The 20,371-nt window shown below is 71.9% G+C and carries 19 protein-coding genes and 1 pseudogene; 19 read left to right on the forward strand and 1 reads right to left on the reverse strand.

What is annotated here, in order from left to right; all coding sequences use genetic code 11:
• Positions 1-105: 105 nt before the first annotated feature.
• The 5 genes from AE652_RS12365 to AE652_RS12385 all read left to right on the forward strand — a co-directional run bounded on the left by AE652_RS12365 (position 106) and on the right by AE652_RS12385 (position 4,314).
• Positions 106-1,212, forward strand: coding sequence for a Xaa-Pro peptidase family protein (locus AE652_RS12365; protein ID WP_049651351.1), 1,107 nt, complete (start codon positions 106-108; stop codon positions 1,210-1,212).
• Positions 1,213-1,288: 76 nt separating this feature from the next.
• On the forward strand, positions 1,289-1,852 hold the full coding sequence (efp, locus tag AE652_RS12370; protein WP_049651352.1) for an elongation factor P: 564 nt from the start codon (positions 1,289-1,291) through the stop codon (positions 1,850-1,852).
• Between the two features lie 4 nt (positions 1,853-1,856).
• The gene (gene nusB / locus AE652_RS12375) at positions 1,857-2,294 is read left to right on the forward strand and encodes a transcription antitermination factor NusB (RefSeq protein WP_049651353.1); all 438 of its coding nucleotides are present in this window, start codon (positions 1,857-1,859) and stop codon (positions 2,292-2,294) included.
• 142 nt (positions 2,295-2,436) lie between these two features.
• Complete coding sequence (locus tag AE652_RS12380; RefSeq protein WP_049651354.1) at positions 2,437-3,264, forward strand: thioesterase family protein; 828 nt, start codon at positions 2,437-2,439, stop codon at positions 3,262-3,264.
• Positions 3,265-3,399: 135 nt separating this feature from the next.
• Complete coding sequence (locus tag AE652_RS12385) at positions 3,400-4,314, forward strand: hypothetical protein (RefSeq protein ID WP_143204534.1); 915 nt, start codon at positions 3,400-3,402, stop codon at positions 4,312-4,314.
• Positions 4,315-4,462: 148 nt separating this feature from the next.
• Here AE652_RS12385 and AE652_RS12390 read toward each other — a convergent pair whose 3' ends face one another.
• The gene (locus AE652_RS12390) at positions 4,463-4,966 is read right to left on the reverse strand and encodes a transcriptional regulator (protein WP_030056198.1); all 504 of its coding nucleotides are present in this window, start codon (positions 4,964-4,966) and stop codon (positions 4,463-4,465) included.
• A 329-nt stretch (positions 4,967-5,295) separates the two neighbouring features.
• Between AE652_RS12390 and pyrR the strand changes: the two genes are divergently transcribed.
• The 14 genes and pseudogenes from pyrR to AE652_RS12460 form a co-directional block, all read left to right on the forward strand.
• Positions 5,296-5,919, forward strand: coding sequence for a bifunctional pyr operon transcriptional regulator/uracil phosphoribosyltransferase PyrR (gene pyrR, locus AE652_RS12395; RefSeq protein WP_049651356.1), 624 nt, complete (start codon positions 5,296-5,298; stop codon positions 5,917-5,919).
• A 5-nt stretch (positions 5,920-5,924) separates the two neighbouring features.
• Entirely contained in the window at positions 5,925-6,914 is a 990-nt protein-coding gene (locus AE652_RS12400) for an aspartate carbamoyltransferase catalytic subunit (protein WP_049651357.1), read from the forward strand.
• Positions 6,911-8,212, forward strand: a complete 1,302-nt coding sequence (locus tag AE652_RS12405) for a dihydroorotase (RefSeq protein ID WP_049651358.1) — start codon at positions 6,911-6,913, stop codon at positions 8,210-8,212. The genes AE652_RS12400 and AE652_RS12405 overlap by 4 nt, the downstream gene beginning before the upstream one ends.
• On the forward strand, positions 8,212-8,775 hold the full coding sequence (locus tag AE652_RS12410) for a hypothetical protein (RefSeq protein ID WP_049651359.1): 564 nt from the start codon (positions 8,212-8,214) through the stop codon (positions 8,773-8,775). The genes AE652_RS12405 and AE652_RS12410 overlap by 1 nt, the downstream gene beginning before the upstream one ends.
• A complete protein-coding gene (carA, locus tag AE652_RS12415) occupies positions 8,772-9,929 on the forward strand; it encodes a glutamine-hydrolyzing carbamoyl-phosphate synthase small subunit (RefSeq protein WP_049651360.1) in 1,158 nt (385 codons plus the stop codon). Before AE652_RS12410 ends, carA begins: the two co-directional genes overlap by 4 nt.
• On the forward strand, positions 9,922-13,230 hold the full coding sequence (carB, locus tag AE652_RS12420) for a carbamoyl-phosphate synthase large subunit (RefSeq protein WP_049651361.1): 3,309 nt from the start codon (positions 9,922-9,924) through the stop codon (positions 13,228-13,230). Before carA ends, carB begins: the two co-directional genes overlap by 8 nt.
• An 89-nt stretch (positions 13,231-13,319) precedes the next feature.
• Complete coding sequence (locus tag AE652_RS12425) at positions 13,320-14,423, forward strand: quinone-dependent dihydroorotate dehydrogenase (protein ID WP_049651362.1); 1,104 nt, start codon at positions 13,320-13,322, stop codon at positions 14,421-14,423.
• Positions 14,424-14,467: 44 nt separating this feature from the next.
• Positions 14,468-15,298 carry an orotidine-5'-phosphate decarboxylase gene (gene pyrF, locus AE652_RS12430; RefSeq protein ID WP_049651363.1) on the forward strand — a complete coding sequence of 277 codons (831 nt, stop codon included), beginning with the start codon at positions 14,468-14,470 and terminating at the stop codon, positions 15,296-15,298.
• Between the two features lie 406 nt (positions 15,299-15,704).
• Positions 15,705-16,031, forward strand: a complete 327-nt coding sequence (gene mihF, locus AE652_RS12435) for an integration host factor, actinobacterial type (protein WP_030056187.1) — start codon at positions 15,705-15,707, stop codon at positions 16,029-16,031.
• A gap of 49 nt (positions 16,032-16,080) precedes the next feature.
• Positions 16,081-16,638, forward strand: coding sequence for a guanylate kinase (gene gmk / locus AE652_RS12440; protein ID WP_049651364.1), 558 nt, complete (start codon positions 16,081-16,083; stop codon positions 16,636-16,638).
• Positions 16,639-16,675: 37 nt separating this feature from the next.
• Entirely contained in the window at positions 16,676-16,942 is a 267-nt protein-coding gene (gene rpoZ / locus AE652_RS12445) for a DNA-directed RNA polymerase subunit omega (protein ID WP_030056185.1), read from the forward strand.
• A gap of 188 nt (positions 16,943-17,130) precedes the next feature.
• Entirely contained in the window at positions 17,131-18,360 is a 1,230-nt protein-coding gene (coaBC, locus tag AE652_RS12450; protein WP_049651365.1) for a bifunctional phosphopantothenoylcysteine decarboxylase/phosphopantothenate--cysteine ligase CoaBC, read from the forward strand.
• Positions 18,361-18,512: 152 nt separating this feature from the next.
• On the forward strand, positions 18,513-19,736 hold the full coding sequence (metK, locus tag AE652_RS12455; RefSeq protein WP_049651366.1) for a methionine adenosyltransferase: 1,224 nt from the start codon (positions 18,513-18,515) through the stop codon (positions 19,734-19,736).
• A gap of 140 nt (positions 19,737-19,876) precedes the next feature.
• A pseudogene (locus AE652_RS12460) lies at positions 19,877-20,371 on the forward strand (primosome assembly protein PriA); the annotation flags it as partial.

The raw sequence follows: 20,371 nt of genomic DNA on the forward strand, positions 1-20,371 counted from the left end.
CGAAGGGCGACGGCGCGGTCGCGCGGGGGGCGCGCAAGGGGCACCGGGGGTTCTGGCGGGGGTGCTCGGCGGGCGCTTCGGGCCGGGGGTTCGTAGGCTCGACGCATGGCGGATGCGTACGCGGGGCGGCGGGAGCGGGTGAGGGAGCACTGCGGCGCGGCCGGGGCCGATGCGGCGCTGATCACCCGTGCGGCGAACGTGCGGTACCTGACGGGCTGCGCGCCCTGCGGGGCGAGCCTGTTGCTGACCAGGGAGCGGGCGCTGCTGGCGCTGCCGGACGACCTGCCGCCGGACGACACCGGGGAGCACCTGATCGCCCCGGACGTCACCCGGCTGCCGGTGGCGGCCGGCTCGGACACCGCGCTGGCCGCCGCGGCCGCGGCCACCCGCTCCGGGGTGTCGGGCCTGGCGGTGGAGGAGCACGACCTGACCGTCAGCCGGCACCGGGCGGTGGGCGACCTGATAGCGGGGACCCGGCTGGTGGACCTCGGCCGGACGGTCGAGCGGCTGCGGGTGGTCAAGGACGAGCACGAGATCGCGGACCTGCGGATCGCCGCCGAGATCGCCGACCAGGCGCTGGGCGAGCTACTGGAGTCGATCCTGGTCGGCCGCACCGAGCGGCACCTGGCGATGGAGCTGGAGCGCCGGATGATCGACCACGGCGCCGACCGGGCGGCCTTCCCGGTCTCGGTCGGCACCGGCAGCCACTCCGGCCAGGCCGCCCACCAGCCGACCGACCGCCGGGTGGAGGAGGGCGACTTCCTGACCGTGGTGATGGGCGCCCAGTACCGCGGCTACGGCGTCTCCACCGCCCGCACCTTCGTGATCGGCGCCGCCCCCGCGCCCTGGCAGGTGGAGCTGCACCGGCTGGTCTTCCGGGCCCAGCGGGCCGGGCGGGAGGCGCTCGGACCAGGCGTGGAGCAGTGCGTACCCGACCGGGCCGCCCGGCAGGTCCTGGAGGCGGCCGGCCACACCGAGCCCTCCCCGCACCCGGTGGGCCACGGCATCGGGCTGGAGATCCGGGAGGCGCCGCGCCTCGGTCCGGCGGACATGGGTAAACTGGACAGCCGCGTGCCGGTCACCGTCGGTCCGGGGGTTCACCTCCCGGGCAGGGGCGGCGTCCGGATCGAGGACACGCTCGTCGTGCGCCCCCTTGAGGAGGGCGGGCCCGAGCTGCTCACCATCACCACCAAGGAGCTCCTCGCCCTGTGACCGCGGCCCCCGGGGCCGTGGGCGGCAGGACGCAATCCCTTGGTTCCTTGACAGCTATACAGGAGTAAGTGCGCCCGTGGCTTCCACGAACGATCTCAAGAACGGCATGGTCCTCAAGCTGGAGGGCGGCAAGCTCTGGTCCGTCGTCGAGTTCCAGCACGTCAAGCCCGGCAAGGGCCCGGCCTTCGTGCGTACCAAGCTCAAGGAGGTCCTGACCGGCAAGGTCGTCGACAAGACCTTCAACGCGGGCACCAAGGTCGAGACCGCCAACGTCGACAAGCGCGGCATGCAGTTCTCGTACAAGGACGGCGAGAACTTCGTGTTCATGGACATGGACACCTACGACCAGCTGACCATCGAGCCGTCGGTCGTCGGCGACGCCGCCAAGTACCTGCTGGAGGGCTTCGAGGCCCTCGTCGCGCAGAACGAGGGCTCGGTCCTCTACATCGAGCTCCCGGCCGCGGTCGAGCTGACCATCGCCGAGACCGAGCCGGGCGTCCAGGGCGACCGCTCGACCGGTGGCACCAAGCCGGCCACCCTGGAGACGGGCGCCGAGATCCAGGTGCCGCTCTTCGTCACCACCGGTGAGAAGGTCAAGGTCGACACCCGCGACGGCAGCTACCTCGGCCGGGTGAAGTAAGTCCGTGTCGGCCGCACGCAGCAAGGCCCGCACGCGGGCCTTCCAGATCCTCTTCGAGGCCGACCACCGTGGGGTAGACCCGCAGCAGGTCCTCGCCGACTGGGTGGCCCGCGCCCGCGAGCCCAAGCCCGACGAGGGCACCCCGCAGGTCGGTGAGTACACCATGGAGCTCATCGAGGGGTACGTCCAGCACGCTCGTCGCATCGACGACCTGATCGAGCAGTACGCCGTGGGCTGGACGCTCGACCGGATGCCGATCGTGGACCGCAACGTCCTGCGGCTCGGTGCGTACGAGCTGATCTGGGAGGACGGCGTCCCGGACGCCGTCGTCCTGGACGAGGCCGTCGAGATCGCCAAGGAGTTCTCCACGGACGACTCCCCGGCCTTCGTCAACGGCCTGCTCGCCCGCTTCCTCGAGCTGAAGCCGAGCATCCGCCGCTGAGTGGTCGAATCCCGTGAACGGCCGTCGGACCCGAACAGGTGTCCGGCGGCCGTTCCGCGTTTCATCCGGGCGGCGTAGGGTGAGGGCCTACTTGTCAGTAACTTGACGTCCGGAAGCACGCGTGAAGGGCAGGTCCCCCCACATGACCACGGCGATCCGCAGCGAGTTCGACCAGGGCATCGCCCTGACCAGGCACCCCGAGGAGGCCGGTCGCTACGAGGCCGAGCTCGGCGCCGGCTGGCAGATCGGCGGCGGGGTGAACGGCGGACTGCTGCTCGCGGTGGCCGGACACGCGCTGTCGCTGGAGCACGGCACCCACCCGGACCCGGTGTCGATCAGCGGTTACTACCTGTCCGCCTCCACGCCCGGCCCGGCCACCGTCCGCACCGAGGTGCTGCGCACCGGCCGCGGCCTGTCCACCGGCACCGCCTCGCTCAGCCAGGACGGCGTCGAGCGGCTGCGTGTGGTGGCCAGCCACGGCGACCTCGCCACCGCCGACGGCGAGGTGCGCACCAGCGCGCTGCCGCCGCAGCTGCCGCCGCCGGACCAGTGCATCGGCGTCGAGCACGCGCCCAAGGAGCTGATCGCCCAGGCCGCCCTGCTGGAGCGGTTCGACCTGCGGCTGGACCCGGCCACCATCGGCTGGGCGCTCGGGCAGCCCTCCGGCAACGGGCGGATCCAGGGCTGGTTCCGGCTCGCCGACGGCCGCGAGCCCGACCCGCTGCTCCTCCTGCTGGTCGCCGACGCGCTGCCGCCGGTCACCTTCGACCTCGGCCTGCCGGGCTGGGCCCCCACCGTCGAGCTGACCGTCCACCTGCGCGCCAGGCCGGTGCCCGGCTGGCTGCGGGTCACCCACGCGACCCGCAACCTGGCCGGCGGCTACTTCGAGGAGGACGCGGAGGTCTGGGACGAGTCCGGCCGCCTGGTCGCGCAGTCCCGCCAGCTGGCCCGCGCGCCCCGCTCCGCCTGACGCCCGCGCGACCCGCATTACCGGTGGTTACATTCCTGTGACACGCCGTACGTGTGCGACGCGCGCGGATGGGGAGGAAGACGGTCAGCGGCACGCCTGCCGCCGACCGTCCTCCCCTGAAGCCAGGAGCCACCGATGAGTCATTTGGGGCGCGCCCGCCGTAACTCCGACTGCACCGCCGGCGGCTCGCGGCCCGTGGTGCGGTCGCACCGGCCGCGGCGGGTCGAGGGCGCCGAGCAGGCGTTCGTCATCGGAGTGCTCACCAACGCCGCGGACTTCGCCCGGGCCCGCGCCTGGGGGATCTCCGACGCCCCCGACCACGAGCGCTACCTGGCCGACACCGCCGACCTGCTGGCCGAGGCGCTGGAGCGGTTCGACACCGTCCGGGCCCGGACGTTCCACCCGCAGGACTTCGAGGAGTTCTGCCTGCTGAACGGGCTGGACCCGGCCGAGCCCGCGGCCCGCGACCGCTACCTGGTCAACCCGGCCCTGCAGACCCAGCTGCTGGCCTATCAGGGCGAGGAGCTGGCCGGGGACTTCGTGCCGCGCCTGGTGCGCGCCCGGGAGAACGGGCTGACGCTCTGCCACGCCGACCTGCTGCTCGACGGGGGCCTGTACGGGGGCGCGGGCGCGTCCGACGAGGAGCACGCCGCCTGGGTGCGCGCCGCCTACGAGCGCGGGGGCGAGGTGTTCCGGCGGATGCTGGTCGGCGCGGGCGCCGGGGTGTACGAGCTGCGCCTGCGGGTGGACGCGCCCGGCGGCGGGCTGACCGCCGCGGCCCGGGTGCTCCAGTGGGAGGACGGCGTGGTCCGGATCAACGACGAGGACCTGGAGCTGGTCTGCGCGGTGCTCTGCACCGGGCTGGCCCTGGAGCTGCCGGGCGTCGCGGTGCTGCACGGCTCGCAGGGCTCGGCGGCCTCCTGCGGGGAGTACCTGCCGGCCTCCTGGGCCTGGTCGAGCGGCGGGCAGGAGTGGGCCCCGGCCGACCGGCCGGTCCGGCTGGACGGCGTGGCGGCGCAGCCCGGCTACAGCCTGGGGACGGTCTGCTGACGCCTCCGCCGCCCCGGGGTGGTGTGGCTACACCGCGGCGCGGCCCCCGGTCTGGGGAGCCGCGCCGTGACGTTTCTGCTTGCCAGCACTAGTGGCGCGAGTGCTGGGTCGTGCCTGGATCCGCTGGCGGGAGCCGGTGCGGTGAGCCTCAGCTCGCATCCTCCTCGCGCACCGCACGGCGCGCGTCGGGGTTCAGCACGCCCCAGGAGATCAGCTGCTCGGTGAGGATCGACGGGGACTGGTCGTAGATCACGGCCAGGGTGCGCAGGTCGTCCTGGCGGATCGACAGCACCTTGCCGTTGTAGTCGCCGCGCTGGCTCTGGATGGTCGCCGCGTAGCGCTGCAGCGGGCCGGCCTTCTCGGAGGGGACCTGGGTCAGTCTCTCCAGGTCGAGGACCAGGCGCGGCGGCGGCTCGGCCGCGCCGCCGGGCGTACCGCCGGGCAGCAGCTCCTGGACCGGGACGCCGTAGAACTCCGCCAGTTCGGCCAGTCGCTGCACGGTGACCGCACGGTCACCACGCTCGTACGAACCGACGACGACTGCCTTCCAGCGCCCCTGGGACTTCTCCTCGACACCGTGCAGGGAGAGACCCTGCTGAGTGCGGATCGCTCGGAGCTTGCCTCCGAGTTGCTTCGCGTAGTCGCTGGACATTGATCTCCCCGGACGAGATTGCTTCGCGTTCAGTGGTGGGTCACGGGCGATTGCCGACGCCGTTACCGGTGGGTCCGACGTCCGTCTCGTAACTCACTGTGAGGTTACGTAGAGTAAGGTAGTTGCGTCAAGCCGAATGGGGCAGTCGTGCGAATGGCCCGCATCGGCGGCGCGTCCGGAGTGTTAACCCGGGGAAGCGGAATGGTGGACGTCTGTTTGCCGTCCGGCGCGCTGGTAGGATGACCGAAGCCCGCGCCCGGTCGGCGGGGGCCATCCCAGACATCCTTTAAGGCCCGTCCAGTGAGGCGGGGAAGGAGGTCCGCTTCGGCATGACCACACACCACGAACCCACGCCGCGGCCGCCGCACCAGGTGCTCGACGGCACGGACATCGCCCGGGTCGTCACCCGGATAGCGCACGAGATCGTCGAGCGCGCCAAGGGCGCGGAGGACGTCGTGCTGCTCGGCATCCACACCAGGGGCGTCCACCTCGCCCGCCGCCTGCACGACCGGCTGGCCCAGATCACCGGGCGCGAGATCCCGCTGGGCTCCCTGGACATCACCATGTACCGGGACGACCTGCGGCTGAAGCCCGCCCGGGCCCTGGAGCACACCGAGATCCCGCCCGGCGGCATCGACGGCAAGCTCGTCATCCTGGTCGACGACGTGCTCTTCTCCGGCCGCACCATCCGCGCCGCGCTCGACGCGCTGAGCGACATCGGCCGCCCGCGCGCCGTCCAGCTCGCCGTCCTGGTCGACCGCGGCCACCGCGAGCTGCCGATCCGCGCCGACTACGTGGGCAAGAACCTCCCCACCTCGCTGCGCGAGGCCGTGCAGGTGCGCCTCGCCGACCGCGACGGCGTGGACGCCGTCCTGGTCGGCGACCGCGACTTCGCCCAGCGCTCCTCGCAGGCCCTGGCCCCCCAGTCTTCCGAACCGCACCTCCCGGAGTAGCCCGCGTGAAGCGCCACCTCGTCTCCGCCGCCGATCTCAGCCGCGACGACGCGCTGCTGATCCTGGACACCGCCGAGGAGCTCGCCCAGCTCTCCGGCCGGGCCGTCAAGAAGCTGCCCACGCTGCGCGGCCGCACCGTCGTCAACCTCTTCTTCGAGGACTCCACCCGGACGAAGACCTCCTTCGAGGTCGCCGAGAAGCGGCTCTCGGCCGACGTCATCAACTTCTCCGCCAAGGGCTCCTCGGTCTCCAAGGGCGAGAGCCTCAAGGACACCGCGCTGACCCTCCAGGCGATGGGCGCCGACGCGGTGGTCATCCGCCACCACGCCTCCGGCGCCCCGGCCCGGCTGGCCCAGTCCGACTGGCTGCACGGCAGTGTGATCAACGCCGGTGACGGCACCCACGAGCACCCCACCCAGGCGCTGCTCGACGCCTTCACCATGCGCCGCCACCTCAACCCGGGCGCCGGCCAGGACCTCGCGGGCCGCCGGGTGACCATCGTCGGCGACGTCCTGCACAGCCGGGTCGCCCGCTCCAACGTCCACCTGCTGAACACCCTCGGCGCGCAGGTGACCTTCGTCGCCCCGCCGACCCTGCTGCCGATCGGGATCGAGAACTGGCCCTGCGAGGTCAGCTACGACCTGGACAGCGTGCTGCCCAAGACGGACTCGCTGATGATGCTGCGGGTGCAGCGCGAGCGGATGAACGCCGCGTTCTTCCCGACCGAGCGCGAGTACAGCCGTCGCTACGGCATGAACGGCCGCCGGATGGCCCAGCTGCCGGACCACGCGATCGTGATGCACCCCGGTCCGATGGTCCGCGGCATGGAGATCACCGCCGAGGTCGCCGACTCGCCGCGCTGCACCGCGATCGAGCAGGTCGCCAACGGCGTCTCCGTCCGGATGGCCGTCCTCTACCTGCTGCTCGGCGGCGCCGTCTTCGCCGACGCGCCCACCGACACCCCCCGTACCGACTCCGTGGAGACCGCCCAGTGACCAGCTACCTGATCCGCAACGCCAAGATCCTGGGCGGCGCCCCGCAGGACCTCCACCTCGCCGACGGCGTCGTCCAGGCGATCGGCACCGGCCTGACGGTCGAGGCGGACATCGAGATCGACGCCACCGGGCTGATCGCCCTGCCCGGCCTGGTCGACCTGCACACCCACCTGCGCGAGCCCGGCCGCGAGGACGCCGAGACCGTGCTCACCGGCACCCGGGCCGCCGCGATGGGCGGCTTCACCGCCGTGCACGCGATGGCCAACACCACCCCGGTGGCCGACACCGCCGGCGTGGTCGAGCAGGTCTGGCGGCTCGGCCAGGAGGCCGGCTACTGCGACGTGCAGCCGGTCGGCGCCGTCACCGTCGGCCTGGAGGGCAAGCAGCTCGCCGAGCTCGGCGCGATGCACGAGTCCGCCGCCGACGTCCGGGTCTTCTCCGACGACGGCAAGTGCGTGGACGACGCGGTGCTGATGCGCCGCGCCCTGGAGTACGTCAAGGCCTTCGACGGCGTCGTCGCCCAGCACGCCCAGGAGCCGCGGCTCACCGAGGGCGCCCAGATGAACGAGGGCCAGGTCTCCGGCGAGCTCGGGCTCGGCGGCTGGCCGGCCGTCGCCGAGGAGTCGATCATCGCCCGCGACGTGCTGCTCGCCGCGCACGTCGGCTCCCGGCTGCACGTCTGCCACCTCTCCACGGCCGGCTCGGTCGAGATCGTCCGCTGGGCCAAGTCCAAGGGCTGGGACGTCACCGCCGAGGTGACCCCGCACCACCTGCTGCTCACCGACGAGCTGGTCCGCACCTACGACCCGGTCTACAAGGTGAACCCGCCGCTGCGCACCGCCGAGGACGTCCGGGCACTGCGCGAGGCGCTCGCCGACGGCACCATCGACGCCGTCGCCACCGACCACGCGCCGCACCCGGCCGAGGACAAGGACTGCGAGTGGGCCGTGGCCGCGATGGGCATGGTCGGCCTGGAGACCGCCCTGTCGGTCGTGCAGCAGACCATGGTCGACACCGGCCTGCTGAACTGGGAGGGCGTCGCGGACCGGATGTCGCACCGCCCGGCCCGGATCGGCCGTCTCACCGGCCACGGCCGGCCGATCTCGGTGGGTGAGCCCGCCAACCTGGTGCTGTTCGATCCCGCGTACCGTGGTGCCGTGAACCCGGACAGCTTCGCCACCCGCAGCCGCAACACCCCCTACAAGGGCCTGGACCTGCCCGGACGGGTGCACGCCACCTTCCTGCGCGGGCGCGCCACCGTGCTGGCCGGCGAGCTCGCCGAGCGGGGCGAGGCGTGATGGACCGCGCCACGCTCGCCCAGGAGCAGGCGAAGGTCACCGACTGGCCCGGGTACATCGGCTGGTCCATCGGCCTGCTGATCGTGATCGGCCTCGTCTACTGGCTGATGCGCCAGGGCTGGAACTGGCGGCGCACCCTGCAGTCCGGGATCCCGCCGCTGCCGGCCGTGCCGGCCCGCGCCGGGCGCACCATCCTGGAGACCAGCGGCCGGTACCACGGCACGACCACCGCCGGGAACTGGCTGGACCGGGTCGTCGCCCACGGCCTGGGCACCCGCAGCCGCGCCGACCTCACCCTCGGCGAGGACGGCCTGCTGGTGCAGCGCCCGGGCGACGTCGACTTCTGGATCCCGGCCGAGCACCTGACCGGTGCCCGTACGGACTCCGGGATCGCCGGCAAGGTCGTCCCCTCCGGGCTGCTCGTCGTCACCTGGACGCACGAGGGCGCCGAGCTGGACTCCGGTTTCCGGGCCGACCACCCCGATGAGCACGCCGCCTGGGTCGAGGCGGTCGCCCAACTCGCAACACGTACGAAGACGAAGACGGAAGAGGCCGCGCAATGACCGCACCTGCCCCCACCACGCAGCGCCAACGGCGGGAACGAGTGCCTGCCGTGCTCGTCCTGGAGGACGGCCGGACGTTCCGCGGACAGGCCTACGGCGCCATCGGCGAGACCTTCGGCGAGGCGGTCTTCAACACCGGCATGTCCGGCTACCAGGAGACCCTCACCGACCCGTCGTACCACCGCCAGGTGGTCGTGATGACCGCCCCGCAGATCGGCAACACCGGCTGGAACGACGAGGACGACGAGTCCAAGCAGATCTGGGTCGCCGGCTACGTGGTGCGCGACCCCGCCCGGGTCGCCTCCAACTGGCGCTCCCGCCGCTCGCTCGACGAGGAACTGGTCGACCAGGGCGTCGTCGGCATCAGCGGCATCGACACCCGCGCGCTGACCCGCCACCTGCGCGAGCGCGGCGCGATGCGCTGCGGCATCTTCTCCGGCGAGGCGCTGGCCGACCAGGCCGCCCTGCTGGCCCGGGTGCAGCAGTCGCCCGAGATGAAGGGCGCCGACCTGTGCGCCGAGGTCGCCACCACCGAGGCGTACGTGGTGCCCGCGATCGGTGAGAAGAAGTTCACCGTCGCCGCGCTGGACCTCGGCATCAAGGCGATGACCCCGCAGCGGATGGCCGAGCGCGGCATCGAGGTGCACGTGCTGCCGGCGAACTCCACCCTGGAGGACCTCTACGCCGTCAACCCGGACGGCGTGTTCTTCTCCAACGGCCCGGGCGACCCGGCCACCGCCGACCACCAGGTCGCCGTGGCGCAGGGCGTGCTGGAGCGCAAGACCCCGTTCTTCGGGATCTGCTTCGGCAACCAGATCCTCGGCCGCGCCCTGGGCTTCGGCACCTACAAGCTCAAGTACGGCCACCGCGGCATCAACCAGCCGGTGCAGGACCGCACCACCGGCACGGTCGAGGTGACCGCCCACAACCACGGCTTCGCCGTGAACGCCCCGCTGGACAAGGTGAGCGACACCCCCTACGGGCGGGTCGAGGTCTCCCACGTCTGCCTCAACGACGACGTGGTCGAGGGCCTCCAGGCACTCGACGTCCCCGCCTTCAGCGTGCAGTACCACCCCGAAGCGGCCGCCGGTCCGCACGACGCCGCCTACCTGTTCGACCGCTTCGTGAAGCTCATGGAGGGCCAGCGTGCCTAAGCGCTCTGACATCAAGTCCGTCCTGGTGATCGGCTCCGGTCCGATCGTGATCGGCCAGGCCGCCGAGTTCGACTACTCGGGTACGCAGGCCTGCCGGGTCCTCAAGGCCGAGGGCCTGCGGGTCGTGCTGGTCAACTCCAACCCGGCCACGATCATGACCGACCCGGAGATCGCCGACGCCACCTACGTCGAGCCGATCACCCCGGAGTTCGTCGAGAAGATCATCGCCAAGGAGCGCCCCGACGCGCTGCTGCCGACCCTGGGCGGCCAGACCGCGCTCAACACCGCGATCTCGCTGCACGCGGCGGGCACGCTGGAGAAGTACGGCGTCGAGCTGATCGGCGCCGACGTCGAGGCGATCAACAAGGGCGAGGACCGCGAGCTCTTCAAGGGCGTCGTCGAGGCTGTCAACGCCAAGATCGGCCACGGCGAGTCCGCCCGCTCGGTCATCTGCCACACCATGGACGAGGTACTGGCCGGCGTCGACACGCTCGGCGGCTACCCGGTCGTCGTCCGCCCCTCCTTCACCATGGGCGGCGCCGGCTCCGGCTTCGCCCACAACGAGGAGGACCTGCGCCGCATCGCCGGCCAGGGCCTGACCCTCTCGCCGACCACCGAGGTGCTCCTGGAGGAGTCCATCCTCGGCTGGAAGGAGTACGAGCTGGAGCTGATGCGCGACAAGAACGACAACGTCGTGGTCGTCTGCTCCATCGAGAACTTCGACCCGATGGGCGTCCACACCGGTGACTCGATCACCGTCGCCCCGGCGATGACGCTCACCGACCGCGAGTACCAGATCCTGCGCGACATCGGCATCGCCGTCATCCGCGAGGTCGGCGTGGACACCGGCGGCTGCAACATCCAGTTCGCCGTCAACCCCGAGGACGGCCGGGTCATCGTCATCGAGATGAACCCGCGCGTCTCCCGCTCCTCGGCGCTCGCCTCCAAGGCCACCGGCTTCCCGATCGCCAAGATCGCCGCCAAGCTGGCCGTCGGCTACACCCTGGACGAGATCCCCAACGACATCACCGAGCAGACCCCGGCCTCCTTCGAGCCGACCCTCGACTACGTCGTCGTCAAGGTGCCGCGGTTCGCGTTCGAGAAGTTCCCGAGCGCCGACGCCACGCTGACCACCACCATGAAGTCGGTCGGCGAGGCGATGGCCATGGGCCGCAACTTCCCCGAGGCCCTGCAGAAGGCGCTGCGCTCGCTGGAGAAGAAGGGCTCCCAGTTCAACTGGACCGGCCCGCTCGGGGAGAAGACCGAGCTGCTGGTCAAGGCCACCGTGCCGACCGACGGCCGGATCAACACCGTGATGGACGCCATCCGGGCCGGCGCCACCGCGGAGGAGGTCTTCGAGTACACGAAGATCGACCCGTGGTTCGTCGACCAGCTCTTCCTGCTGGACGAGATCGCCGGCGAGCTGGCCGAGGCCGAGGAGCTCACCCCCGAGCTGCTGCGCCACGCCAAGCGGCACGGCTTCTCCGACCAGCAGATCGGCGAGATCCGCGGCCTGAAGCCGGACGTCGTCCGCGAGGTGCGGCACGCCCTCGGCATCCGCCCGGTGTTCAAGACCGTCGACACCTGCGCCGCCGAGTTCGCCGCCAAGACCCCGTACTTCTACTCGTCCTACGACGAGGAGAACGAGGTCGCCCCGCGCACCAAGCCCGCCGTGATCATCCTGGGCTCCGGCCCGAACCGCATCGGCCAGGGCATCGAGTTCGACTACTCCTGCGTGCACGCCTCCTTCGCGCTCGCCGACGCCGGGTACGAGACCGTCATGGTCAACTGCAACCCGGAGACCGTCTCCACCGACTACGACACCTCCGACCGGCTCTACTTCGAGCCGCTCACCCTGGAGGACGTGCTGGAGATCGTCCACGCCGAGCAGCAGGCCGGCCCGCTCGCCGGCGTGATCGTCCAGCTCGGCGGCCAGACCCCGCTCGGCCTGGCCCAGGCGCTCAAGGACAACGGCGTGCCGATCGCCGGCACCCAGCCCGAGGCGATCGACCTCGCCGAGGAGCGCGGCGCCTTCGGCCGCGTCCTGCGCGACGCCGGCCTGCCGGCCCCCAAGCACGGCACCGCCTTCTCCTTCGAGGAGGCCAAGGCGATCGCCGACGAGATCGGCTACCCCGTGCTCGCCCGCCCGTCCTACGTGCTCGGCGGCCGCGGCATGGAGATCGTCTACGACGAGGCCTCGCTCGCCTCCTACCTGGAGCGCCACGCGGGCCTGATCTCCGAGCACCCGGTGCTCATCGACCGCTTCCTCGACGACGCGGTGGAGATCGACGTCGACGCCCTCTACGACGGCACCGAGCTCTACCTCGGCGGCGTCATGGAGCACATCGAGGAGGCCGGCATCCACTCCGGCGACTCCGCCTGCGCGCTGCCCCCGATCACCCTCGGCGGCTACGACATCAAGCGCCTGCGCACCTCCACCGAGGCCATCGCGCGCGGTGTCGGCGTCCGCGGCCTGATCAACATCCAGTTCGCCATGGCCGGGGACATCCTCTACGTGCTGGAGGCCAACCCGCGCGCCTCCCGGACCGTCCCGTTCACCTCCAAGGCGACCGCCGTGCCGCTGGCCAAGGCCGCCGCCCGGATCTCGCTCGGCGCCACCATCGCCGAGCTGCGCGCCGAGGGCCTGCTCCCGGCCGAGGGCGACGGCGGCACGCTGCCCGCCGACGCGCCGATCGCGGTCAAGGAGGCCGTGATGCCGTGGAGCCGCTTCCGCGACATCCACGGCCGCGGCGTGGACACCGTGCTCGGCCCGGAGATGCGCTCGACCGGTGAGGTCATGGGCATCGACAAGGTGTTCGGCACCGCCTACGCGAAGGCGCAGTCCGGCGCGTACGGCGCGCTGCCGACCAAGGGCAAGGTCTTCGTCTCGGTGGCCAACCGGGACAAGCGCAACCTGGTCTTCCCGGCCCGGGCGCTGGTCAACCTCGGCTTCGAGGTGCTCGCCACCGCCGGCACCGCCGAGGTGCTCCACCGCGGCGGCATCCCGTCCACGCTGGTGCGCAAGCACAGCGAGGGCGAGGGCCCGAACGGCGAGCGGACCATCGTCCAGCTGATCCACGACGGTGAGGTCGACCTCATCATCAACACGCCGTACGGCACCGGCGGCCGCCTCGACGGCTACGAGATCCGCACCGCGGCCGTGGCCCGCGCGGTGCCCTGCCTGACCACCGTCCAGGCGATGGGCGCGGCCGTGCAGGGCATGGACGCGCTGCTGCGCGACGAGGTCGGGGTGATGTCGCTCCAGGAGCACGCCGAGCTGATCAACGCCGGCCGCAAGTAGCACCACCGCAGTGGGGGGCACCGGAGCCAGCCGGGTGCCCCCCACTTCCATGAGCAAGCCCGTTATCCGCTCCGGGAGTTGAACCACCCTTGTACAAGCTTCTGTTCGACCTGCTCTTCAAGAGGATGGACCCCGAGAAGGCCCACCACCTCGCCTTCTTCTGGATCCGCCTCGCCTCCTCGGTGCCCGGCCTGCGCACCCTGGTGCGGCTGGTGCTCGCCCCGCGCGACCGCGCCCTGCGCACCCGCGCCCTCGGCCTCGACCTGCCCGGCCCGTTCGGCCTGGCGGCCGGCTTCGACAAGAACGGCGTCGGCATCGACGGCCTGTCGATGCTCGGCTTCGACTACGTCGAGATCGGCACCGTCACCGGCGAGGCCCAGCCCGGCAACCCGGCGCCCCGGCTCTTCCGCCTGGTCGAGGACCGCGCGCTGATCAACCGGATGGGCTTCAACAACCAGGGCTCGGCCCGGGTCGCCGCCCGGCTGGCCGCCCGCCCGCACACCAGCTCCACCCCGGTGCTCGGCGTCAACATCGGCAAGACCAAGGTGGTCGAGGAGGCCGACGCCGTCGCCGACTACGTGAAGTCCACCGAGCGGCTCGCCCAGTACGCCGACTACCTGGTGGTCAACGTCAGTTCGCCGAACACCCCCGGGCTGCGCAACCTCCAGGCCGTGGACCACCTGCGGCCGCTGCTCTCCGCCGTCCGCGAGGCCGCCGACCGCACCACCGCGCACCACGTGCCGCTGCTGGTCAAGATCGCCCCCGACCTGGCCGACGAGGACGTCGACGCGGTCGCCGACCTCGCCCTGGAGCTGGGCCTGGACGGCATCATCGCCACCAACACCACGATCGGCCGCGAGGGCCTGCGCGCCGACGCCGCGCGGGTCGAGGAGATCGGCATGGGCGGCCTGTCCGGCGCCCCGCTCAAGGCCCGCGCCCTGGAGGTCCTCCGGCGGCTGCGCGCCCGCACCGGGGGCCGGCTGACCCTCGTCTCGGTCGGCGGCATCGAGACCGCCGAGGACGCCTGGCAGCGGATCGTCCACGGCGCCGACCTGGTCCAGGGCTACAGCGCCTTCATCTACGAGGGCCCGTTCTGGTGCCGGCGGATCCACAAGGGCCTGTCCGCCAAGGTCCGCGCGGGCGGCTTCCGCAGCCTGGCCGACGCCGTCGGCAGCGCCGTCCGCGGCTCGTGAACACCCCCATCGGTTCTGGACCCACCGGTCCTGGAAAGGACGACATGACCCTCGCCCCGTTCGGCGCCCGGCTGCGCCAGGCCCTCGACACCCGCGGCCAGCTCTGCGTCGGCATCGACCCGCACGCCTCCCTGCTCGCCGCCTGGGGGCTCGGCGACGACCTCGCCGGGCTGGAGTCCTTCAGCCGCACCGTGGTCGAGGCGCTGGCCGACCGGGTGGCCGTGCTGAAGCCGCAGGCCGCCTTCTTCGAGCGCTTCGGCAGCAAGGGCGTCGCGGTGCTGGAGCGCACCGTGGAGGAGGCCCGGGCGGCCGGCGCGCTGGTCCTGATGGACGCCAAGCGCGGCGACATCGGCTCCACCATGGCCGCGTACGCCGAGGCCTTCCTGTCGCCGGGCAGCCCGCTGTTCTCGGACGCGGTGACGGTCAGCCCGTACCTGGGCTTCGGCTCGCTGCGCCCGGCCCTGGACCTGGCCCGGGAGCAGGGCTGCGGCGTGTTCGCGCTGGCGCTCACCTCCAACCCCGAGGGCGCCGAGGTGCAGCGCGCGGTGGGCGCGGACGGCGAGCCGGTCGCGGCCTCGGTGCTGCGGCAGCTGGCGGCCGAGAACGAGGGCGCCGCGCCGCTCGGCTCCTTCGGCGCGGTCGTCGGCGCGACGCTGGCCGACGCGGGCGTGGACCTGGCCATCAACGGCCCGCTGCTGGCCCCCGGGATCGGCGCCCAGGGCGCGACCATGGCGGACCTGCCGCGGGTCTTCGGCGCCTCGGTGATGAACGTGGTGCCGAGCGTCAGCCGCGACGTGCTCAAGCACGGCCCCTCGGTGCCGGCGCTGCGCGCGGCGGCGGAGCGCTTCGTCGGGGAGTTCGCGGGGGCCGTGTAGGGCCCGTCCTGCCGGTCAGCCCGGATCAGGAATGATCGGCAAGACGGGTCCTGGTAGCGGAACCCGTCCTTCAGGTAGCGAGGTGGTGACCCTGCGGAGTGTCCGCAGGACCGCGCGGTGGCCGCCGAGTTGACGTGAGCGCCGTCACATCGGCCCCGCCAAAGTCTCGCAATCGCGGTCATTTTGCCCTGGAAAGTCCTGGTCGGCCTTGGCTGACCAGGACTTTTCGTGTTCTTTTCCTGACGTGGCGCCGCAATCCGGGTAGTGTCCGGCGATAGGTCATCGGCGAGCCGCGATTTCCGTGGCTCCCGCAGGTCAGGGCCTTGTGGTTCCCCTTGCGGACGGTGTCCTCGGTACCGAACCAGTCCTAGCTCAATCCATCCATCCACACCCTGAGGTGAACGGCGTGGCCCTTCCGCCCCTTACCCCTGAACAGCGCACCGCCGCGCTCGCCAAGGCCGCCGAGGCTCGCCGGGAGCGCGCCGAGGTCAAGAACCGGCTCAAGCACTCCGGCGCCTCCCTGCACGAGGTGATCAAGGCCGGCAAGGCCGACAACGACGTGATCGGCAAGATGAAGGTCTCGGCTCTGCTCGAGTCCCTTCCCGGCGTCGGCAAGGTCCGCGCCAAGCAGATCATGGAGCGCCTCGGCATCAGTGAGAGCCGGCGTGTCCGCGGCCTCGGTACGAACCAGATCGCTTCCCTGGAGCGGGAGTTCGGCGGTGGCGCCGCCTGACCGTGCCCCCGTGGTCCCAGGATCCCCCGCGATCCGGGATAATCGGTGCATGAGTGAGCGTCCGCGGCTGACCGTGCTCTCCGGCCCTTCGGGGGTCGGCAAGAGCACGGTCGTCGCTCATATGAGGAAGATGCACCCCGAGGTCTGGCTCTCGGTGTCGGCGACGACCCGGCACCCGAGGCCCGGCGAGAAGAACGGGGTCCAGTACCACTTCGTCGACAACGACGAGTTCGACAAGCTGGTCGCCAACGGCGAGCTGCTGGAGTGGGCCGAGTTCGCCGGGAACCGTTACGGGACCCCGCGTGCGGCCGTGCAGGAGAAGCTGGAGCGCGGCGAGCCGGTGCTGCTGGAGATCGACCTCCAGGGCGCCCGGCAGGTGCGCGAGTCGATGCCCGAGGCGCAGCTGGTCTTCCTGGCCCCGCCGAGCTGGGACGAGCTGGTCCGCCGGCTGACCGGCCGGGGCACCGAGTCGCAGGACGTGATCGAGAAGCGGTTGGCGGCGGCCAAGATCGAGCTCGCGGCCGAGCCCGAGTTCGACACGACCCTTGTCAACACCTCGGTCGAGCAGGTAGCGGCCGAACTGCTAGCCTTGCTCGGTGTAGCCTGACCTGTCTGCCTTTTCCACCCTTTCGGAAGGTTTTAGCGTGTCCTCTTCCATGACCGCGCCCGAGGGCATCATCAACCCGCCGATCGACGAGCTGCTCGAGGCCACCGACTCCAAGTACAGCCTCGTGATCTACGCCGCCAAGCGCGCGCGCCAGATCAACGCTTACTACTCCCAGCTCGGCGAGGGCCTGCTGGAGTACGTCGGCCCGCTGGTCGACACCCACGTGCACGAGAAGCCGCTGTCGATCGCGCTGCGCGAGATCAACGCGGGCATGCTGACTGCCGAGGCGGTCGAGGCTGCCTGAGGCGGTCGCTGAATTTCCGGGAGGGCCCGGCGGAATCGTTTCCGCCGGGCCCTCCGGCGTTCCCGGCGCCGGAGCGCGGTGCGGAGCGCCGTACGGGGTCGGGCCGGGGCGCTGTGCGGGGCGGGGCCGGGGGGCCGTAGGGTGGGCGCGTTCCCGATGCGGAGCCCGATGCGGAGAAAGGCCGGTAGATGACTCTGAGTGCGGACGCCCCCCGCGTGGTCCTCGGCGTGAGCGGCGGGATCGCCGCGTACAAGGCGTGCGAGCTGCTGCGCCGCTTCACCGAGTCCGGCCACCAGGTCACCGTGGTGCCGACCGCGGCCGCGCTGCACTTCGTCGGCGAGGCGACCTGGGCCGCGCTGTCCGGCCGCCCGGCCGCCACCGAGACCTGGGAGCGCGTGCACGAGGTGCCGCACGTGCGGATCGGGCAGCAGGCCGACCTGGTCGTGGTCGCCCCGGCCACCGCCGACCTGATCGCCAAGGCCGCCCACGGCCTCGCCGACGACCTGCTGACCAACACCCTGCTCACCGCCCGCTGCCCGGTGGTGCTGGCGCCCGCCATGCACACCGAGATGTGGGAGCACCCGGCCACCCGGGACAACGTCGCCACGCTGCGCCGCCGGGGCGTGATCGTGCTGGAGCCGGCCGTCGGGCGGCTGACCGGCAAGGACACCGGCAAGGGCCGGCTGCCCGAGCCCTCCGCGATCTTCGAGGCGTGCAAGGCCGTGCTGCGCCGCGGCGGGCCGGTGCCGACCGACCTGGCCGGCCGGCACGTGGTGGTCTCGGCCGGCGGCACCCGGGAGCCGCTGGACCCGGTGCGCTACCTCGGCAACCGCTCCTCCGGCAAGCAGGGCTACGCGCTCGCCGTGACGGCCGCGGCGCGCGGGGCCCGGGTGACGCTGCTCTCGGCCAACGCCGAGCTGCCGGACCCGGCCGGGGTGGACGTGGTGCACGTCTCGACCGCGCTGGAGCTGCGCGAGGCGGCGCTGGAGGCGGTCAAGGACGCGGACGCCGTGGTGATGGCCGCGGCGGTGGCGGACTTCCGGCCCGCCGAGTACGCCACCGGCAAGATCAAGAAGGTCGAGGGGGTCGAACCGGCCGCGGTCGCGCTGGTCCGCAATCCGGACATCCTGGCCGAGCTCTCGGCCCACCGGGCCCGTTCGGGCCAACTCGTGGTGGGTTTCGCGGCGGAGACGGACGACGTGCTCGCCAACGGCCGTGCCAAGCTCGCGCGCAAGGGCTGTGACCTGCTGGTCGTGAACGAGGTCGGCAACGGCAAGGCCTTCGGCACGGACGTCAACGAGGCCGTGGTGCTGGGCTCGGACGGCAGCGAGACGGCCGTTCCGGTGGGTCCGAAGGAGGCGCTCGCGGACGTGGTCTGGGACCTGGTCGCAAAGCGGCTGGAAACAGGCGGCAACTGATCGGATTCGCTCGCGCGGCGGTCGAGAAATCCTGAAGCGGGTGACGTTCGGCGGAACCAGACCGTTAGACTCCAGGAATCAAGTCTTTCCGGAGTTCCCCGGTACGAGCCGGGGAACTTCAGTCAGCAGCCGCTGCAACCCCAGGGAGCGCTGTGTCTCGCCGCCTGTTCACCTCGGAGTCCGTGACCGAGGGACACCCCGACAAGATCGCTGACCAGATCAGCGACACCATCCTTGACGCTCTCCTGCGGGAGGACCCGACGTCCCGGGTCGCCGTGGAGACGCTCATCACCACCGGCCAGGTGCACGTGGCCGGCGAGGTGACCACCAAGGCGTACGCGCCGATCGCCCAGCTCGTCCGGGACAAGATCCTGGAGATCGGCTACGACAGCTCCAAGAAGGGCTTCGACGGCGCCTCCTGCGGCGTGTCGGTGTCCATCGGTGCCCAGTCGCCCGACATCGCGCAGGGCGTCGACACCGCGTACGAGGCCCGTGTCGAGGGTTCCACCCAGGGGGACGGCGCTGACGACCTGGACAAGCAGGGCGCCGGTGACCAGGGCCTGATGTTCGGCTACGCGTCCGACGAGACGCCCGAGCTCATGCCGCTGCCGATCACCCTGGCGCACCGCCTCTCCCGCCGCCTGACCGAGGTGCGCAAGAACGGGACCATCCCCTACCTGCGCCCCGACGGCAAGACCCAGGTCACCATCGAGTACGACGGCGACAAGGCCGTCCGCCTCGACACCGTGGTCGTCTCCACCCAGCACGCCAGTGACATCGACCTGGAGTCGCTGCTCACCCCGGACATCCGCGAGTTCGTCGTCGAGCCGGAGCTGAAGGCGCTGGCCGAGCAGGGCATCAAGCTGACCACCGAGGGCTACCGCCTGCTGGTCAACCCGACCGGCCGCTTCGAGATCGGCGGCCCGATGGGCGACGCCGGCCTCACCGGCCGCAAGATCATCATCGACACCTACGGCGGCATGGCCCGCCACGGTGGCGGCGCCTTCTCCGGCAAGGACCCGTCCAAGGTGGACCGCTCGGCCGCGTACGCGATGCGCTGGGTGGCGAAGAACATCGTCGCCGCCGGCCTCGCCCGCCGCGCCGAGGTGCAGGTCGCGTACGCGATCGGCAAGGCCGAGCCGGTCGGCCTGTTCGTGGAGACCTTCGGCACCGAGTCGGTGCCGGTCCTGGCGATCCAGAAGGCCGTCTCCGAGGTCTTCGACCTCCGTCCGGCCGCGATCATCCGCGACCTGGACCTGCTGCGCCCGATCTACTCCCAGACCGCCGCGTACGGCCACTTCGGCCGTGAGCTGCCGGACTTCACCTGGGAGCGCACCGACCGCGTGGAGCAGCTGAAGGCCGCCGTCCAGGACTGACGTCCTGAGCCCGGTGCCCGAGCGCCGGCCCGTAGCGTTCTGACGCTCGGCCCGTAGCGCCCGGAAGCGGCGCCCGTCCCCGTTCGGGGGTGGGCGCCGCTTCGTGCATTGTCGGTGTGACCTGGTAGTACTTGGTGGCGATGAGCAGCACAGGGGAGAACGGGGCCGCCGAGCCGGAGCAGCTGGCGTTCATCCGGGAGACGGTCAAGCGGGCCAAGCCGCGCACCTGGCACGGGGCCAAGCGGGCCGAACACCTGCCGGTGGCCCGGGTCGTGGTGGACAAGGGCGTGCTCACCATCGACAAGTTCTTCGACTACGCCGTGCCGGCCGCCATGGCCGAGGAGGCCCAGCCCGGGGTGCGGGTGCGGGTGCGGTTCGGGGCGCGGGTGGTGAAGGGCCAGCGCGAGGGCGGGGAACTGCACGACGGGTTCATCGTCGCCCGGCTGGAGAAGAGCGACTTCGCCGGCCCGCTCGCCCCGCTGGCCCAGGTGCTCTCGCCCGAGCCGGTGCTCACCCCGCAGCTGCTGCGGCTGTGCCGGACCGTCGCCGACCGGTACGCCGGGACGCTGGCCGACGTGCTCCAGCTGGCCGTCCCGCCCCGGCACGCCAAGGCCGAGGCCGAACCCTCGCCCCCG

It is taken from the genome of Kitasatospora sp. MY 5-36 (genome assembly GCF_001182915.1).
GTDB lineage: Bacteria > Actinomycetota > Actinomycetes > Streptomycetales > Streptomycetaceae > Kitasatospora.

Bases quoted from the DNA above. Each gene is read 5' to 3' on its own strand.
- AE652_RS12365 (WP_049651351.1), top strand. From the start codon at position 106: ATGGCGGATGCGTACGCGGGGCGGCGGGAGCGGGTGAGGGAGCACTGC.
- AE652_RS12380 (WP_049651354.1), top strand. From the start codon at position 2,437: ATGACCACGGCGATCCGCAGCGAGTTCGACCAGGGCATCGCCCTGACC.
- AE652_RS12385 (WP_143204534.1), top strand. From the start codon at position 3,400: ATGAGTCATTTGGGGCGCGCCCGCCGTAACTCCGACTGCACCGCCGGC.
- AE652_RS12390 (WP_030056198.1), bottom strand. From the start codon at position 4,966: ATGTCCAGCGACTACGCGAAGCAACTCGGAGGCAAGCTCCGAGCGATC.
- pyrR (WP_049651356.1), top strand. From the start codon at position 5,296: ATGACCACACACCACGAACCCACGCCGCGGCCGCCGCACCAGGTGCTC.
- AE652_RS12410 (WP_049651359.1), top strand. From the start codon at position 8,212: ATGGACCGCGCCACGCTCGCCCAGGAGCAGGCGAAGGTCACCGACTGG.
- carA (WP_049651360.1), top strand. From the start codon at position 8,772: ATGACCGCACCTGCCCCCACCACGCAGCGCCAACGGCGGGAACGAGTG.
- pyrF (WP_049651363.1), top strand. From the start codon at position 14,468: ATGACCCTCGCCCCGTTCGGCGCCCGGCTGCGCCAGGCCCTCGACACC.
- gmk (WP_049651364.1), top strand. From the start codon at position 16,081: ATGAGTGAGCGTCCGCGGCTGACCGTGCTCTCCGGCCCTTCGGGGGTC.
- coaBC (WP_049651365.1), top strand. From the start codon at position 17,131: ATGACTCTGAGTGCGGACGCCCCCCGCGTGGTCCTCGGCGTGAGCGGC.